Origin of the sequence: Streptomyces sp. (assembly GCF_036566765.1) — a bacterium.
GTDB lineage: Bacteria > Actinomycetota > Actinomycetes > Streptomycetales > Streptomycetaceae > Streptomyces.
This window is the reverse complement of sequence record NZ_DATCVQ010000401.1, coordinates 1-15,683: the sequence shown is the minus strand read 5'-3', so window position 1 is coordinate 15,683 and position 15,683 is coordinate 1. Positions and strand designations below refer to the sequence as shown.

Below are 15,683 nucleotides of genomic sequence, written 5' to 3'. Positions count from 1 at the left end.
GGCGCGGTGCGCGGTCGAGCCTGCCGTGCGGCCGGAGCCGAGCAGCGAACGCAGCGGGGCCAGCGTGTCGTTGGTGAGCCGGCCGGACCAGGCCAGGTCCCACAGGGCGTCCGCCAGGTGCGGATCGGTCGCGTCCGGGTGCGTGGTGGCCCGGACCTGGTCGGCGATCTGGCGGAAGAACAGACCGTACCCACCGGCCAGCGCGGTGAGCACCGACTCGTGCAGTGCGGTGAGTTCGAGCGGATGGGCCGGGGGGAGCAGCAGCGGCGCCGCGTCCGCGAGATAGAGCGAGATCCAGCCGTCCTTGCCGGGCAGCGCGCCCGCGCCGGCCCACAGCACCTCGCCGGTGGTGGTGAGTTCGTCGAGCATCCCCGGGTCGTAGCCGGTGACCCGGGACGGCAGGATCAGCTTCTCCAGCGCCGAGGCCGGCACCGGCGCGCCCTGCAACTGCTCGACGGCGCGGGCCAGCCCGTCGATCCCGCGCAGCCCGCCGCCGCCCAGATGCTGCCATTGCGGCAGGAAGGTCGCGAGCGCGGCGGGCGGCACCGGCTCCAGTTCGTGCCTCAGCGCGGCCAGCGAACGGCGGCGCAGCCGGCGCAGCACCGCCGCGTCGCACCACTCCTGGCCGATCCCGGACGGATGGAACTCGCCCTGGACGACCCGGCCGGACGCCGCGAGCCGCTGCAGCGCCCCGTCGGTGACCGCCGGGCCGAGGCCGAAGCGGGCCGCGGCCTCGGAGGAGGTGAACGGGCCGTGCGTACGCGCGTACCGGGCGAGGAGATCGCCCAGCGGGTCCTTCACCGGCTCCGTGAAGGCCTCCGGGACGCCGACCGGCAGCGCCGTGCCCAGCGCGTCGCGGAGCCGGCCCGCGTCCTCGATCGCCGCCCAGTGATCGGTGCCCGCGATCCGGACCTTGATCGCGCGGCGGGCCCGGGACAGCTCCTCGGCCCACGGCGGCTCCGCGCCCCGCTCTGCCAGCTGGGCGTCGGTCAGCGGCCCGAGGACCCGCAGCAGGTCGGCGACCCCCTCCACGTCCTTGATCCGCCGGTCGTCGGTGAGCCACTGGAGCTCGCGCTCCAGCTCGGACAGCACGTCCGCGTCGAGCAGTTCGCGCAGCTCCGCCTGGCCCAGCAACTCGGCGAGCAGCCGCGAGTCCAGCGACAGGGCCGCGGCGCGGCGCTCCGCGAGCGGCGAATCCCCCTCGTACAGGAACTGGGCCACGTAGCCGAAGAGCAGGGAGCGGGCGAACGGGGACGGCTCCGGCGTGGTCACCTCGACCAGGCGGACCCGGCGGGACTCGAGGTCGCCCATCAGCTCGGTCAGGCCCGGCACGTCGAAGACGTCCTGGAGGCATTCGCGCACCGCCTCCAGGACGATCGGGAACGAGCCGAACTCGCTCGCCACCTGGAGCAGTTGGGCGGCGCGCTGGCGCTGCTGCCACAGCGGGGTCCGCTTGCCCGGGTTCCGCTTGGGCAGCAGCAGGGCGCGCGCCGCGCACTCCCGGAACCGGGAGGCGAACAGCGCCGAGCCGCCGACCTGGTCGGTGACGATCTGGGAGACCTCGCCCTTGTCGAAGACGACGTCCGCCGCCCCGACCGGGGCCTGCTCCGAGTCGTACGTCGAGTCCAGGTGCACCGGGTCCTGGTCCAGCAGGTCCAGGCCCATCAGATCCGCGTCCGGCAGACGCAGCACGATGCCGTCGTCGGCGTGCATGACCTGCGCGTCCATGCCGTACCGCTCGGACAGCCGGGCGCCGAGCGCCAGCGCCCACGGGGCGTGCACCTGCGCTCCGAAGGGGGAGTGGATCACGACCCGCCAGTCGCCCAGCTCGTCGCGGAACCGCTCCACCAGGATCGTGCGGTCGTCGGGGACGTGGCCGCAGGCCCGGCGCTGCTCGTCCAGGTACGCGATCACGTTGTCCGCCGCCCAGGCGTCCAGGCCCGCGGCGAGCAGCCGCAGCCGGGCGTCCTCCTCGCTCAGCGAGCCGACCTCGCGCAGGAACGCGCCCACCGCACGCCCCAGTTCGAGCGGCCGGCCCAGCTGGTCGCCCTTCCAGAACGGCAGCCGGCCCGGCACCCCGGGGGCCGGCGAGACCAGCACCCGGTCCCGGGTGATGTCCTCGATCCGCCACGAGGTGGTGCCCAGCGTGAAGACGTCCCCGACCCGGGACTCGTACACCATCTCCTCGTCGAGCTCGCCGACCCGGCCGCCGCCCTTCTTCGGGTCGGAACCGGCCAGGAAGACGCCGAACAGGCCGCGGTCCGGGATCGTGCCGCCCGAGGTCACCGCAAGGCGTTGCGCGCCGGGCCGCCCGGTGACCGTCCCGGCGACCCGGTCCCACACCACCCGCGGTCGCAGCTCCGCGAACGCGTCCGACGGGTAGCGGCCGGCCAGCATGTCGAGGACGGCCGTGAACGCCGACTCGGGCAGCGAGGCGAACGGCGCTGCCCGCCGGACCGCCGCCAGCAGGTCGTCGACCTGCCAGGTGTCCAGGGCGACCATCGCCACCAGCTGCTGCGCCAGCACGTCCAGCGGGTTGGCGGGGATCCGCAGCGACTCGATCGCGCCGGTCCTCATCCGCTCCGTCACCACGGCCGCCTGCACCAGGTCGCCCCGGTACTTCGGGAACACGACGCCCGTGGAGACCGCGCCCACCTGGTGGCCGGCCCGGCCCACCCGCTGGAGACCGGAGGCGACCGACGGCGGCGACTCGACCTGGACCACCAGGTCCACCGCGCCCATGTCGATGCCCAGCTCCAGGCTGGACGTGGCGACGACCGCGGGCAGCCGGCCCGCCTTCAGGTCCTCCTCCACCAGGGCCCGCTGCTCCTTCGACACCGAGCCGTGGTGCGCCCGGGCCAGCAGCGCGGGAGCGCCCTGCGCCGCCCCGGACTGCGCCATGATCTCGGCGGGCGGCCGGCCCTCGGGCAGAGCCTCGCCGACCGCGCGCTCGTACGCGATCTCGTTGAGCCGGTTGCACAGCCGCTCGGCGAGCCGGCGGGAGTTGGCGAAGACGATCGTCGAGCGGTGCGACTGGACGAGGTCGGCGATGCGCTCCTCGACATGCGGCCAGATCGACGGCTTCTCGCCGCCCTCCCGCTCCTCGGAGGCCGGCGAGCCGCCCAACTCCCCCAGGTCCTCCACGGGGACGACCACCGACAGGTCGAACTCCTTGCCGGACGGCGGCTGGACGATCTCCACCCGGCGCTGCGGCGACAGATACCGCGCCACCTCGTCGACCGGCCGGACCGTCGCCGACAGGCCGATCCGGCGGGCCGGGCGCGGCAGCAGCCCGTCGAGCCGCTCCAGGGAGAGGGCCAGATGCGCGCCGCGCTTCGTGCCGGCGACCGCGTGCACCTCGTCCAGGATCACCGTCTCGATCCCGGCCAGCGCCTCCCGGGTGGCCGAGGTGAGCATCAGGAACAGCGACTCGGGCGTGGTGATGAGGATGTCCGGCGGCCGGGTCGCCAGCGCCCGGCGCTCTGCGGGCGGCGTGTCCCCGGACCGGATCCCGACCCGCACCTCCGGCTCCGGCAGCCCGAGCCGGACCGACTCCTGCCGGATCCCGGTCAGGGGTGAGCGCAGATTGCGCTCGACGTCGACCGCGAGGGCCTTCAGTGGCGACACGTACAGCACGCGGCAGCGCTTCTTGGCCTCGGCGGGCGGCGGGGTGGCGGCGAGCCGGTCCAGCGCCGCCAGGAACGCGGCCAGCGTCTTGCCCGAGCCGGTCGGCGCGACGACCAGGACGTCCGAGCCCTCGCCGATCGCCCGCCAGGCGCCCTCCTGCGCGGCGGTGGGCGCGTCGAACGCCCCGGTGAACCATCCACGGGTCGCGGGCGAGAACGAGTCGAGCGCAGAGCCGGCCATGTCCCCCATCCTGCACCCGGCCACCGACAACGGCCCGGACCTGCACAAACGCCCCGCCGCGGGGCCTGGAGCGCGGCGTGTGGCGCAGAATGGGGGGCATGGCGATACGCGAGACGGCACGCTACTGGCAGTACGAGGAGCTGCCCGGCGTCGACCTGCTGCACGCCCACTACATCCGCAAGGAGTTCTCCCGCCACACCCACGAGACCTTCGTCTACGCGGCGATCACCGAGGGCGTGGAGGCCTTCCACTACCGCGACGAGCTCGTGCACGCGGGCCCCGGCCAGATCGCGCTGGTCAACCCCGACACCCCGCACACCGGGCAGGCGGGCGTCCCCGAGGGCTGGACCTACCGGACGATCTACCCGGCCGCCGACCTCGTCCAGTCGATCGCGGCCGACGTCCTCCCGGTGCGCGGCACGGTCGGCTTCACCCAGCCCGTCGTGGACGACCCGTACGCCGCGCAGCTCGTCATCGGCGTCCACCGGGCCGCCGAGGAGGGCAACGCGCTGGCCGCGGACAGCCTGCTGCGGCTGGTCACGGCGCGGATGCTGCGCAGCCACGGGGGCCTGGCGCAGCCGCTCCCGCCGCGCTCCGCGGGTGCCCGCGACGCGGCCCGCGCCCGGGCCGTCCTGGAGGAGCGGATGGCCGAACCGCCGACCCTGGAGCGGCTCGCCGCCGAGCTCGGCACCAGCCCCTTCGCGCTGCTGCGGGCCTTCCGGGACGCGTACGGCATGCCGCCGCACACCTGGCTCACCGACGCACGGGTCCGCCGGGCCCGGCGGCTGCTGGACGCCGGCACGCCCCCGGCGGAGGCCGCCGTCGCGGTCGGCTTCACCGACCAGCCCCACCTGAACCGGCACTTCGCGCGGAGCGTCGGCGTGCCGCCGGGGGCGTACCAGCGGGCGCGCGGCGTACGCGGGTGACGCGATGGGCCTTCGGGGGCCGCAAGAACGTACAAGACCGTTCGGCGGGCGGCCCGTAACGTCCCTGACGTGGCAGAACAGACAGCAACCCCCGTCATACGGGAGCAGCCCGAGGCGACGAAGCCGGACGCGGCGGTCGTGCGCGACGCGCTCGGCGTCGGCGTCGCCGTCGGGCTCTCCGGCTTCGCCTTCGGCGTGACCTCGGCCGGCTCCGGACTCACCCTGCTCCAGACCTGCGTGCTCAGCCTGCTGGTCTTCACCGGCGCCTCGCAGTTCGCACTGGTCGGCGCGCTCGCCGCGGGCGGGAACCCGTTCACCGCGGCCGCCGGGGCCTTCTTCCTCGGCACCCGCAACGCCTTCTACGGGCTGCGGCTGTCCCAGCTGCTCGCGCTGCCGCGCGCGGTCCGGCCGTTCGCCGCGCACTGGGTCATCGACGAGACCACCGCCGTCGCCCTCGCCCAGCCCACCCGGCGCGCGGTACGCCTCGGGTTCACGGTCACCGGCCTCACCCTGTACGTGCTGTGGAACCTCACCACCCTGCTGGGCGCGCTCGGCGCGGAGGCGATCGGCGACACCGCCGCCTGGGGCCTGGACGCCGCCGGGCCGGCCGTCTTCCTGGCGCTGCTCGCCCCGATGCTGCGCACGGCCACGGAGCGGGCCACCGCCGGGATCGCCGTACTCCTCGGCCTCGGGCTGCTGCCCGTGCTGCCGGCCGGCGTGCCGGTGCTGGTCGCGGCGCTGGCCGCGCCCGCGGTGCTGTGGGTCCAGGGCCGCCGGATCGCGGCGCGGGAGCAGAAGGAGAGCGCGCGGGAGTACACGGGGTTTGACGACGCGCACACCGCGAAGGCGGGCGAGGAAACCGCCGGCGCGCACACGGCCGGCGCGCACACCGCGAAGGAGGACGCGCGATGAACCCGACGACCGTCTGGATCGCCATCGGCCTGACCGCCGTCGGCTGCTACCTGGTCAAGCTGCTCGGCCTCCTCGTGCCTGCGGACACCCTGGAGCGCCCGCTCGTCCGGCGACTGGCCGCCCTGATGCCCGTCGCGCTGCTCGGCGCGCTGACCGCGCAGCAGACCTTCGCCTCCCAGGGCGCCCTGGTGCTCGACGCCCGCGCCGCCGGAGTGGGCGCGGCGGCAGTCGCGCTGGTGCTGCGGGCCCCGTTCCTGGTGGTGGTCGGCGCGGCCGTCGCCGTGACCGCCGGGGTCCGCGCCCTCGGCGGCTGACCGTCGCTGGGCCGCAGTCGGCCCTCAGTCCACCTTCCGTCCGTGCGCCCGCAGGGTGCGCAGCGCCTCGATCGTCACGATCGGGCGCCACTCCAGGGCCGAGCCGGGGGCCCACTCCCGCCAGAGCAGCGGCCAGCCGCCGTCCTCCTGCTGGGCCGCCTCCAGGCAGTCCAGAGAGCGGGCCATCTCCTCGTCGGTGAACCACCCCCGGGCCAACGAGTCCGGCACCCGCGCGAAGTCGTGCGGGTAGTGGTGCTCGCCCGGCGCGTAGCCCGGGGCCACCGGGTACGCCTCCGGGCGGTCCGGGTCGAGCAGGGCCAGGCGCTGCTCGCGGACCAGCCGGCCAAGGCGGTCGGCCGCCTTCTCCGCGCGGGAGCGGTCCGGGACGCCGTCGAGGAAGGCGACGGCGGCCTGGACCTCGTACGGATGGGAGGAACGGAGGTTTTCGACGGCGGCCCAGCAGAAGTCCGTGGCGCGGAACAGCCATGCGTGCCACACCTGGTTGCGGTGCAGCAGCCCGACCACCGGGCCAGTGGCGAGGAGCTCGCTCGGCGGATGGTCGACGATCGGCACGAAGGGCGCCGCCGGGTAGCCGCGCTGGGACGGGTGGACGGCGGGCAGCGCCCCGTCGTGGGTGGACACGTCGGTCAGGTACCGGCAGATCCGCTCCACCCGCAGCCCGCCGCAGCGCCCGACGGAGTCCAGGACGCGCAGGGCGTGCGCGGTGTGCAGCGGTTGGCTGACCGGGCCGCGCAGATCGGGTTCGAGGGCGTGGCCGTAGCCGCCGTCCTCGTTGAGGTAGGCGTTCAGCGCGGCCTCGACGGGCTCGGTGCCGCCGCGCAGGAAGTGGTAGGCGAACCGCCGCTGTTCGAGCACGCGGGCGGTCAGCCAGACGAACTGCTCGGCGCGGGCGAGCGGCGTGCCGAGGGGAGATGCGGAGGGGTTTCCAGCCATGGTCCGACCGTAGGACGGATCGGGCCGCTTCGGCCCCGTACCGGACCGGGCTGCACTCTCAGGAGCGGGATACTGGTGGCATGCGGTTGACGATTTTCTGGGAACGGATGGCCGACCACTTCGGTGAGTCCTACGCCGACTCCTTCGCACGGGACCACGTGATGGCGGAGCTGGGCGGCCGTACGGTGCGCGAGGCGCTGGACGCGGGCTGGGAGACGAAGGACGTCTGGCGGGCGGTCTGCGCCGCCATGGACGTCCCCGGCGACAAGCGCTGACGCGGGGCCGCCCGCGGGGGCGGCGGAGGTTTGTCGGCGCGGTGCGCGAGACTGGCGTGGTGGCCCCGACTGACGAGACCGACCAGACCGAGCGGCAGACCCCCGAGAAGGCTGCCGAGAAGACCCCGGAGAACACGCGCGACACCACCGCCGACGGCACCGCCCGACGGACTGCCGAGGACGCCGCCGGACGGACTGCCGAGGACGCTGCCGGCCTGCCCGCCGGCCTGACTGCCGACAGCGCCGCCGGCCCGGCCGCCGAGGAGACCGCCGGGCGGACCGTCGGGACGAGCACGCTCGCCCCAGCGGCCGTGGCGGTCGGCTCCCCTGCCGCGCCCGTCGCCGGCCCGCTGAACGGCGTCGACGCCGTCGACGGCAGCGCGAGACCTGCCCCCGCGCAGCCGGCCGCCTCCGCGCGGATGCCGCGCTGGCTGCCCCGCGCCATGCTGCTCGCCCTCGCGCTCTACGCCTGCTTCCAGCTCGGCAGCTGGGCCTTCCACCAGCTCGTCGGGCTGCTGATCAACATCCTGATCGCGTTCTTCCTCGCCCTGGCCATAGAGCCGGCGGTCGGGCGGATGGCGGCCCGCGGCATGCGGCGCGGACTCGCCACCTTCCTGGTCTTCCTCGGCGTCGCGGTCGTCGGCATCGGCTTCGTCGTGCTGCTCGGCTCCATGCTCGCGGGCCAGATCGTCGACATGGTCGAGGACTTCCCCCAGTACCTCGACTCGCTGATCAACTGGATCAACCAGACCTTCCACACCGAGCTGTCCCGGGTCGAGGTCCAGGACAGCGTGCTGCGCTCGGACTGGCTGCGGAAGTACGTCCAGAACAGCGCGACCGGCGTGCTCGACGTCTCCGCGACGGTCCTCGGCGGGCTGTTCCGGCTCCTGACGATCTTCCTGTTCTCGTTCTACTTCGCCGCCGACGGACCCCGGCTGCGCCGCGCGCTGTGCTCGGTCCTGCCCCCGGCCCGGCAGGCCGAGGTGCTGCGGGCCTGGGAGATCGCGGTCGACAAGACCGGCGGCTACCTCTACTCCCGAGGCCTGATGGCGCTGATCTCCGGCGTCTCGCACTTCGTCCTGCTGGAGATCCTGGGCGTGCCGTACGCGCCCGCGCTCGCCGTGTGGGTGGGCCTGGTCTCGCAGTTCATCCCGACCATCGGCACCTACCTGGCGGGCGCGCTGCCGATGCTGATCGCCTTCACCATCGACCCCTGGTACGCGGTGTGGGTGCTGGCCTTCGTCGTCGTGTACCAGCAGTTCGAGAACTACGTCCTGCAGCCGAAGCTCACCGCCAAGACCGTCGACATCCACCCGGCGGTGGCCTTCGGCTCGGTCGTCGCCGGCACGGCGCTGCTCGGCGCGGTCGGCGCGCTGATCGCGATCCCGGCGGTGGCCACCCTCCAGGCGTTCCTCGGCGCGTATGTGAAGCGGTACGACGTGACCGACGATCCGCGGATGCACGGGCACCGGCGCTACGGCGAGGCGGTCCTCGCCCGGCTCCAGAAGGCGCTGCAGCTCAGAGGGGAGCAGACGCCGCCCCCGCGGGACGGCGCCTGACCCCCGTACCGCCTCAGCTCCCTTCGAGGCGCACCTTCGGCAGCAGCCGGGCCAGCGGGGCCGGGAGCCACCACGCCCGCCGGCCCAGCAGCTGCATCACCGCGGGCACGATCAGGCAGCGGATCACCACGGCGTCGAGCAGGATCGCGACCGCGAGCCCGAGGCCGAACTGCTGCAGCATCCGGTCCGGGCTCAGCACGAAGGCGGCGAACACCACGATCATGATCGCGGCGGCGGCCGTGATGACCTTCCCGGTCGCCGCGAGGCCCTCGCGCACCGCGACCTGCGGGTCGTTCGTGCGCTCCCACTCCTCATGGATCCGGGAGAGCAGGAAGACCTCGTAGTCCATCGAGAGCCCGAAGACGATCGCGAAGATCATGACCGGGATGAACGCCTCGATGGGACCGGGCTGCACGCCGAACCAGCCGTGCTGGAACACCAGCGTGATCACGCCGAGCGCCGCGCCGATGCTGACCAGGTTGAGCAGCGCGGCCTTGACCGGGATCAGGACCGAGCGGAACACCAGGAGCAGCAGCAGCGCGGACAGGCCGACCACGATCGTGACGAACAGCGGCATCCGGTCGGAGACCGTCGCGGCGAAGTCCTCGGTGGCCGCCGTCGGCCCGCCGATCAGCAGCTCCGTACCGGTCTCCCGCTCCAGCGGCGGCAGCACACCGGTCCGCAGCCGGTCGACCAGCTCGGAGGTCGCCTCGGCCTGCGGGGCGGACTCGGGGAAGGCGATGACGGTGGCGACGGAGGGGTCCTCGGTCGGGATCGGGCCGGTCGTCGCGGCGATCCCGTCCGTCGCCTCCAGGGCTGTACGGACCCGGTCCGCGGCCGCCCGACCGCCGGGGCCCGGGCCGGCCGGCTCGCCCGCGCCGTCCACGACGACGATCAGCGGGCCGCTGAACCCCGGGCCGAAGCCCTCCGCGAGCAGGTCGTACGCCTGGCGGCTGGACTTGGCCGGCGCGTCGTTGCCGGCGTCCGCGAAGCCGAGCCGCATGTCGAGCGCCGGGGCCGCGAGCGCGCCCAGCGCCACCATGGACACCAGGAGCGCTGCCCAGGGCCGCCGCTGCACGCCGGTCGCCCAGCGCCGCCAGCGCGCGCCCTCGACCCGGTCGGACTTCGCCGCCCGCTTGGCGACCTGACGCCGGATCCGTTTGCCGAACAGGGCGAGCAGAGCCGGGAGCAGCGTCAGCGAGGCGGCCATCGTGACGAGGACGGTCAGCGCCACGGCCAATGCCACGCCCTGGAGCGAACCGAGGCCGAGCGCCACCAGACCCATCAGCGCGATGATCACCGTGCAGCCGGCGAAGAAGACCGTCCGGCCGGCCGCGTCCAGGGCGGTCCGCGCGGCCTGCTCGGGCTCCTTCCCCCGCAGCAGCTCGCCGCGGTAGCGAGAGAAGATCAGCAGCGCGTAGTCGATGCCCACGCCGAGCCCCACCAGCATCATGATCGGCGGGGTGAAGTCGGCGACGTCCGCCAGGTGCGAGGCGAGCGCGATCAGGCCGACGGACGCACCGACCGCGAACACCGCGGTCACCACGGGCAGGCTGGCCGCGACCAGCGACCCGAACAGGAACACCAGGATCACCAGCGCGCCGAGCATGCCCGCGCCCTCGGCCGCACCGCCGCCGCCCTCCTCCGCGCCGCGGGCCGCGTCGCCGCCTACGGCGGCGGTCAGCCCGTCGCCCTGCGCGTTGCGCACGGTCTCGATGATCTTCACGACGTCCTCGCGGGGGACGTTCTCGGCCGCCCCGTCGAGGGTGACGGTGGCGTAGCCGACCCTGCCGTCGCGGGAGACCGCGGCGCCGTCCTCGTACGGGCTGCGCACATCCGTGACGCCGGGCAGGCCGTCGACCTTGTCGAGCAGGCCCTCGACGCGGGCCCGGACCTCCGTGCCGCGCACGCCGTCCGCGTCCCGGACGACGACCTGGAGGGTCGCGTCCGCCTGCGCCGAACCGTGCCGTTCCAGCACGCTCTGCGCCGCCTGCGAATCCGTGCCGGGCAGTGAGAAGTCGTTGTGGTAGGCGCTGCCGACGGACATCGAGGCCCCGGTGATCCCGGCGACCACGACGATCCACAGCAGCAGCGCGCCCCCGCGGCGGCGGTACGAGAACGCCGCGAGGCGCTCGAAGACGCTGCCCCGCCGGGCGTCGGCCGCGGGCTCGGGGCCCGCTTCCCGTGTGACGGTCATGATCGGTTCTCCTTGCGGAAGGTGGTGGGACGGAGGTTTGGGAGGCCGGACGGCTCAGAGGTACGAGGGGCGGGTGACCCGGTGTCGGAAGGTCCACCAGGTCCATGCCTGGGCGGCGATCAGCAGCGGTGTGACGACCAGGAGGGCGGGCACGAGCAGCGCGAGCGTCGTCCCGTCGGCCGTCGAGTCGGCGGGCGACAGGGACAGCCCGGCTGCCAGTGGCAGGACGGCCAGCAGGACCCCGGTGAGCGCGAACGACTGCCAGGAGCCGGTCCGTCCGACGAGCCGGCGGGCCCGCTCGTACGGCAGCCCCGTCAGCCGGAGTGACGCGAAGCCGAGGCCGTGCGCGGCGAACAGCGCGGCCGTGGCGAGGGCGGCGAGCAGGGCGTCGAGTCCGCCCGCGGGGGCGTACGGCGTTCCGGTGAGCGGCCCGGCCAGGAGCACGCCCCAGGCCAGTGACACCGTCCAACTGCCGCACACCACCGCCCCGTCGCACGCCGCGCGCCAGCGCGGGCCGGGCCCGCGGCCGCGCGACCACAGCCCGACGTCGCGGACGATCCAGCCGGTCAGCAGCGCGACGAGGACCGGGAACTGCCCGGTGAGCAGCTCCCCCTCCAGGTCGGGGAAGCAGCCGACGAGGACGCCGGCGGTGGCGATCAGCCACACCTCGTTGCCGAGGAAGAACGGCGCGAACGAGGCGATGACCAGCCGCCGTTCACGGTCCGTGCGGCCCAGGTAGGGGGTGAGCATCCCGGTCCCGATGTCCGCGCCGGCCAGCACGAAGTAGCCGGTGGCGAAGAAGGCGAGCAGGGCGAGGGCAAGGGTGTCCACGGTCGGTCGCTCCTCAGTAGCGCGCGGCGGGCAGGGCGTATGCGGGGTCGTCGGCCTCCGCGCGGTCGTCGTGGCCGAGGCCGGAGTCGACCGGGCCGCGCCGGGCGTGCCGGGCCAGCAGCCAGGCGTTCAGCACGGCGAGCAGCGCGAAGAGTGCGGTGAAGACGATCAGCGAGGCGCGCATCGTGCCGGGGGAGAGGTCGGAGACGGCGTCCTCGGTGCGCAGCAGCCCGTACACGACCCAGGGTTGCCGGCCGGCCTCCCGGAACACCCAGCCGGCGATCATCGCCAGGTACGGCAGCGGCACCGCGGCCATCAGCAGCAGGTGCCAGAGGCGGAAGCGGTAGACGACCTTCTTGAAGCAGGCGAGGACCGCCCCGCCGAGGGTGAGGTACATCATCAGGGCGAAGGCGATCAGCATCACCAGACCGCCGCCGCGCGTCCACGCCTCGGAGGGCACGTAGTCGCCGGGACCGAACCGGGCGACCATGTCCGCCTGGATCTGCGCGATCTCCGCAGTCTTCTGGCTGAACACGGCCGATTTCATGGGCTGGAAGTCGCGGAGTACGGAGAACTGGAGCCCGCCGAGGACCGCCGCCAGCATCAGCGCCGGCAGGGACAGGAACACCCCGATCCGCAGGCTGCGCCCGAAGAACTCCCACTCGGGTGTGCGCCGGAACAGGTGGTAGGCGCTCACCCCGGCCATGAAGAAGCCCGCCGTCAGCAGCGCGCCGCCCAGGATGTGCCCGAACGCGAGCAGCGCCGACGGGTTGGTCAGCACCGCCACCGGGTCGTCCAGGACGAGCTTGCCGCCCTCGGTCCGGTGGCCCACCGGATGGTTGAGGAAGCCGTTCGAGACGAGGATCCAGTACGCCGACAGGTACGCGGTCAGCGTGACCACCCAGATCATCGCCAGATGGACCCACCTGTTGAAGCGGTGCCAGCCGAAGATCCACAGCCCGAGGAAGGTCGACTCGACGAAGAAGGCGACGATCGTCTCCACCGCGAGCGAGGCCCCGAAGACATTGCCCGCGTAGTGCGTCAGCCCGCTCCAGCTCATCCCGAACTGGAACTCCATCACGATGCCGGTGACGATGCCGACCGCGTAGTTGATCACGTACAACTGGCCCCAGAAGCGGACCAGCCGCGCGTCGAGCGCCTTGCCGCCGAGGGCAGCCTTCGTCTGCAGGACGGCCACCACCGTCGCGAGCCCCAGGGTGAGGGCGACGAAGAGGAAGTGGCCGCCCGCGGTGAGGGCGAATTGCAGTCGCGCGAGATCGAGTACGTCTTGATTCACGCAGCCAGCGTCGGCGTACGGCTACGGGCCCGGCGTCGGCCCGGGGTGGTCAACCGGCGTACCCCACGAGTTGCGGCCGTGCCCGGGGACGTACCCCACAGGTTGCGACCGCGGGCCCCCGCCCCCTAAGGGTCCCTATCGGTCAGGCCAGCCAGCCCGGGGTGATCATCCCCGACTCGTACGCCAGGATCACCAGCTGCGCCCGGTCGCGCACGTCCAGCTTCGTCATGATCCGGCTGACATGCGTCTTCGCGGTGGCGGGGGACAGGACGAGCCGCTGGGCGATCTCGTCGTTGGAAAGACCTGCCCCGACCAGGCCCATCACCTCCCGCTCCCGCTCGGTGAGGGCGTTCAGCCGGGGGCTCGGGTCGGGCTGCTTCGTACGCCCGGCGAACTCCGCGATCAGCCGCCGCGTCACCCCGGGCGCGATCAGCGCGTCGCCGCGCGCCACCACCCGTACCCCGTGCAGCAGTTCCATCGGCTCGGTGTCCTTCACCAGGAAGCCGGACGCGCCGGCGCGCAGCGCCCCGTACACGTAGTCGTCCACGTCGAAGGTCGTCAGGATGACCACCCGGACCTCTTCGAGCCGGGCGTCCCCGGTGATCCGGCGGGTCGCCTCCAGACCGTCCAGGCCGGGCATCCGGATGTCCATCAGGACGACGTCCGGGCGCAGTTCACGGGCGAGCGCGACGGCCTGCTCGCCGTCCGCCGCCTCCCCGACCACCTCGATGTCCTCCTCATCGGCCAGGATCGAACGGAATCCGGCCCGGACGAGCGTCTGGTCGTCGGCGAGCACGACACGGATCATCGAAGGTCCCCCTCGGAAACGGTGAGCGGCAGCCGGGCGTCGACCCGGAAGCCGTCGGCGGTGTTCGCGGCGGTCAGTTCGCCGCCGAAGGCGCGGGCGCGCTCGGCCATGCCCCGGATGCCGCTGCCCGACGGCCGGTCCTCCGGCGCGCCCTCGCCGTCGTCGTCGATCCGCAGCCGCACGTCGCGCGCACCCCAGTCGATCGTCACCAGCGCCGAACGGGCCCCGGAGTGCCGGGTGACATTGGTCAGCGACTCCTGCACGATCCTGTACGCGGCCAGGTCCAGCGGCGGCGGCAGCGGCACCGGCGTGCCCTCCACCCGAGTCCGTACGTCGAGCCCGGCGGCCCCGGCCCGCCGCACCAACTCGTCGAGCAGCCCGAGACCGGACGCGGGCGCGGTCGGCGCGGCCTCATCGGCCTGCCGCAGCACCCCGAGCGTGGCCCGCAGCTCGCGCAGTGCGTCCTTGCTCGTCGCCTTGACCGCCTGCAGGGCCTCCTCGGCGGCGGCCAGCGCGACCTCCGGATCCGGCTTCTTGCTCAGCCGGTGCAGTACCGCGCCGGACTGGACGTTGATCAGGCTGATGCTGTGCCCGAGCACGTCGTGCACCTCGCGGGCGATCCGCAGCCGCTCCTCCGTCGCACTCTGCCGGGCCCGCGCCTCCTGCTCGCGCTCGGCGGCCAGCGCCCGCTGCTCCACCTCGTGCAGATAGGCGGTCCGGGTGCGCACCGCGCGGCCGATCGCGACCAGGCTGATCAGCCAGCCCGCCAGCATCGCCAGCGAGGTGTCGTCGATCTGCCGGTGACCGGGCTGCTGGCGGATCTCGCCCAGACCGACGGCGAGCAGCGTGACGGCGGCGAGCGCGACGGCCGCGACGAACCGGCCCTCGGCGGCCGTGGTGTAGAGCGCGATCGCGAAGGCGATCATCAGCGGCCCGTCGTACGTGCTCAACGGGTAGTAGACCGCGCAGGCCGCCAGGGTCACGACGGCGACCGTGACGGGCGTCCGGCGACGGAAGCACAGGGCCCCGCAGCCGACGGCGATCAGCGCCCAGCCGAGCAGCGTACGGCCCGTCGACTCGGTCGCGTTGCGGCTCTGGACCAGCGTCCAGACCACCACGATCAGCGCCACGACGACCGCCACGAGGACGTCGGCCGCCTGCGGGGACACACGGCCGCCACGGAGACGGGAGGGGAGGGCCATGCCACGAAGGATAGGCCGCACGGCGCGGACAGGGCCGAGCGCCGTGGCCGGGGGCGGTGCGCCGGCCACGGCGCTCGGTGGTGAACGTGCCGCCTACGGGCAGCTGGTGCGGGAGTCGCCCGGGTCGGAGCTGCAGGTGTCGAAGCCGGCGCCGCCTTCGACGGTGTCGTTGCCGTTGACTCCGTCGCGGGAGTCGAGGTTGTCGTTTCCGGCGTCGCCGAGGTGGCGGTCGTTGCCGGTCTGGCCGATCAGGCGGTCGTTGCCGTTGCCGCCGCTGATGTAGTCGTTGCCGGGGCCGCCGTAGACGGTGTCGTTGCCGCCGTTGCCGTAGACGGTGTCGTTGCCGCTGAGTGCGCAGATGACGTCGTTGAAGAAGGTGCCGTTGATCGTCTGGGTGGCGCTGGTGCCGACGATGGTGCAGCCGCGGGCGTTGTTGACGGTGGTGGCGGCGTTGGCGTTGTTGTTGGCGGGTACGGGGTCGTCCTCGACGGCGGCGGTGGCGACCCAGTCGGTGAGGGTGCCGGTGGCTCGCGGTTCGGCG

At 73.7% G+C, this 15,683-nt stretch carries 13 protein-coding genes; 5 read left to right on the top strand and 8 right to left on the bottom strand.

Translation table 11 applies throughout. The annotated features are described in order from the left end of the window. On the bottom strand, nt 1-3,867 hold a 3,867-nt coding region (locus tag VIU94_RS23565; protein ID WP_331913862.1), incomplete at its 3' end, for an ATP-dependent helicase. A gap of 98 nt (nt 3,868-3,965) precedes the next feature. Between VIU94_RS23565 and VIU94_RS23560 the strand changes: the two genes are divergently transcribed. The 3 genes from VIU94_RS23560 to VIU94_RS23550 all read left to right on the top strand — a co-directional run bounded on the left by VIU94_RS23560 (nt 3,966) and on the right by VIU94_RS23550 (nt 6,019). Further along, nucleotides 3,966-4,793 carry an AraC family transcriptional regulator gene (locus tag VIU94_RS23560; protein WP_331913861.1) on the top strand — a complete coding sequence of 276 codons (828 nt, stop codon included), beginning with the start codon at nt 3,966-3,968 and terminating at the stop codon, nt 4,791-4,793. A 69-nt stretch (nt 4,794-4,862) separates the two neighbouring features. Then, nucleotides 4,863-5,705: an AzlC family ABC transporter permease gene (locus tag VIU94_RS23555; protein WP_331913860.1), complete on the top strand. Its 843-nt coding sequence runs from the start codon at nt 4,863-4,865 to the stop codon at nt 5,703-5,705. Next, complete coding sequence (locus tag VIU94_RS23550) at nt 5,702-6,019, top strand: branched-chain amino acid transport AzlD family protein (protein WP_331913859.1); 318 nt, start codon at nt 5,702-5,704, stop codon at nt 6,017-6,019. Before VIU94_RS23555 ends, VIU94_RS23550 begins: the two co-directional genes overlap by 4 nt. Nucleotides 6,020-6,043: 24 nt before the next feature. Here VIU94_RS23550 and VIU94_RS23545 read toward each other — a convergent pair whose 3' ends face one another. Then, the gene (locus tag VIU94_RS23545) at nt 6,044-6,973 is read right to left on the bottom strand and encodes a hypothetical protein (RefSeq protein ID WP_331913858.1); all 930 of its coding nucleotides are present in this window, start codon (nt 6,971-6,973) and stop codon (nt 6,044-6,046) included. A gap of 80 nt (nt 6,974-7,053) precedes the next feature. On the opposite strand from VIU94_RS23545, the gene VIU94_RS23540 reads away from it, so the two are divergent. Further along, entirely contained in the window at nt 7,054-7,248 is a 195-nt protein-coding gene (locus tag VIU94_RS23540) for a DUF3046 domain-containing protein (protein WP_331913857.1), read from the top strand. 350 nt (nt 7,249-7,598) lie between these two features. Continuing rightward, nucleotides 7,599-8,807 (top strand): AI-2E family transporter, encoded by a 1,209-nt coding sequence (locus VIU94_RS23535; RefSeq protein ID WP_331913863.1) that lies wholly within the window; start codon nt 7,599-7,601, stop codon nt 8,805-8,807. A gap of 13 nt (nt 8,808-8,820) precedes the next feature. Here VIU94_RS23535 and VIU94_RS23530 read toward each other — a convergent pair whose 3' ends face one another. The 6 genes from VIU94_RS23530 to VIU94_RS23505 all read right to left on the bottom strand — a co-directional run. Further along, a complete protein-coding gene (locus tag VIU94_RS23530) occupies nt 8,821-11,004 on the bottom strand; it encodes an MMPL family transporter (RefSeq protein ID WP_331913856.1) in 2,184 nt (727 codons plus the stop codon). Between the two features lie 54 nt (nt 11,005-11,058). Further along, nucleotides 11,059-11,835: a cytochrome d ubiquinol oxidase subunit II gene (locus tag VIU94_RS23525; protein WP_331913855.1), complete on the bottom strand. Its 777-nt coding sequence runs from the start codon at nt 11,833-11,835 to the stop codon at nt 11,059-11,061. Between the two features lie 13 nt (nt 11,836-11,848). Continuing rightward, on the bottom strand, nt 11,849-13,132 hold the full coding sequence (locus VIU94_RS23520) for a cytochrome ubiquinol oxidase subunit I (protein WP_331913854.1): 1,284 nt from the start codon (nt 13,130-13,132) through the stop codon (nt 11,849-11,851). A gap of 142 nt (nt 13,133-13,274) precedes the next feature. Then, nucleotides 13,275-13,940 carry a response regulator gene (locus VIU94_RS23515; RefSeq protein WP_331913853.1) on the bottom strand — a complete coding sequence of 222 codons (666 nt, stop codon included), beginning with the start codon at nt 13,938-13,940 and terminating at the stop codon, nt 13,275-13,277. Continuing rightward, nucleotides 13,937-15,142 (bottom strand): sensor histidine kinase, encoded by a 1,206-nt coding sequence (locus tag VIU94_RS23510; protein ID WP_331913852.1) that lies wholly within the window; start codon nt 15,140-15,142, stop codon nt 13,937-13,939. The genes VIU94_RS23515 and VIU94_RS23510 overlap by 4 nt, the downstream gene beginning before the upstream one ends. Before the next feature lie 93 nt (nt 15,143-15,235). Further along, the coding region (locus tag VIU94_RS23505) for a calcium-binding protein (protein ID WP_414720993.1) at nt 15,236-15,683 on the bottom strand (448 nt) is incomplete at its 5' end.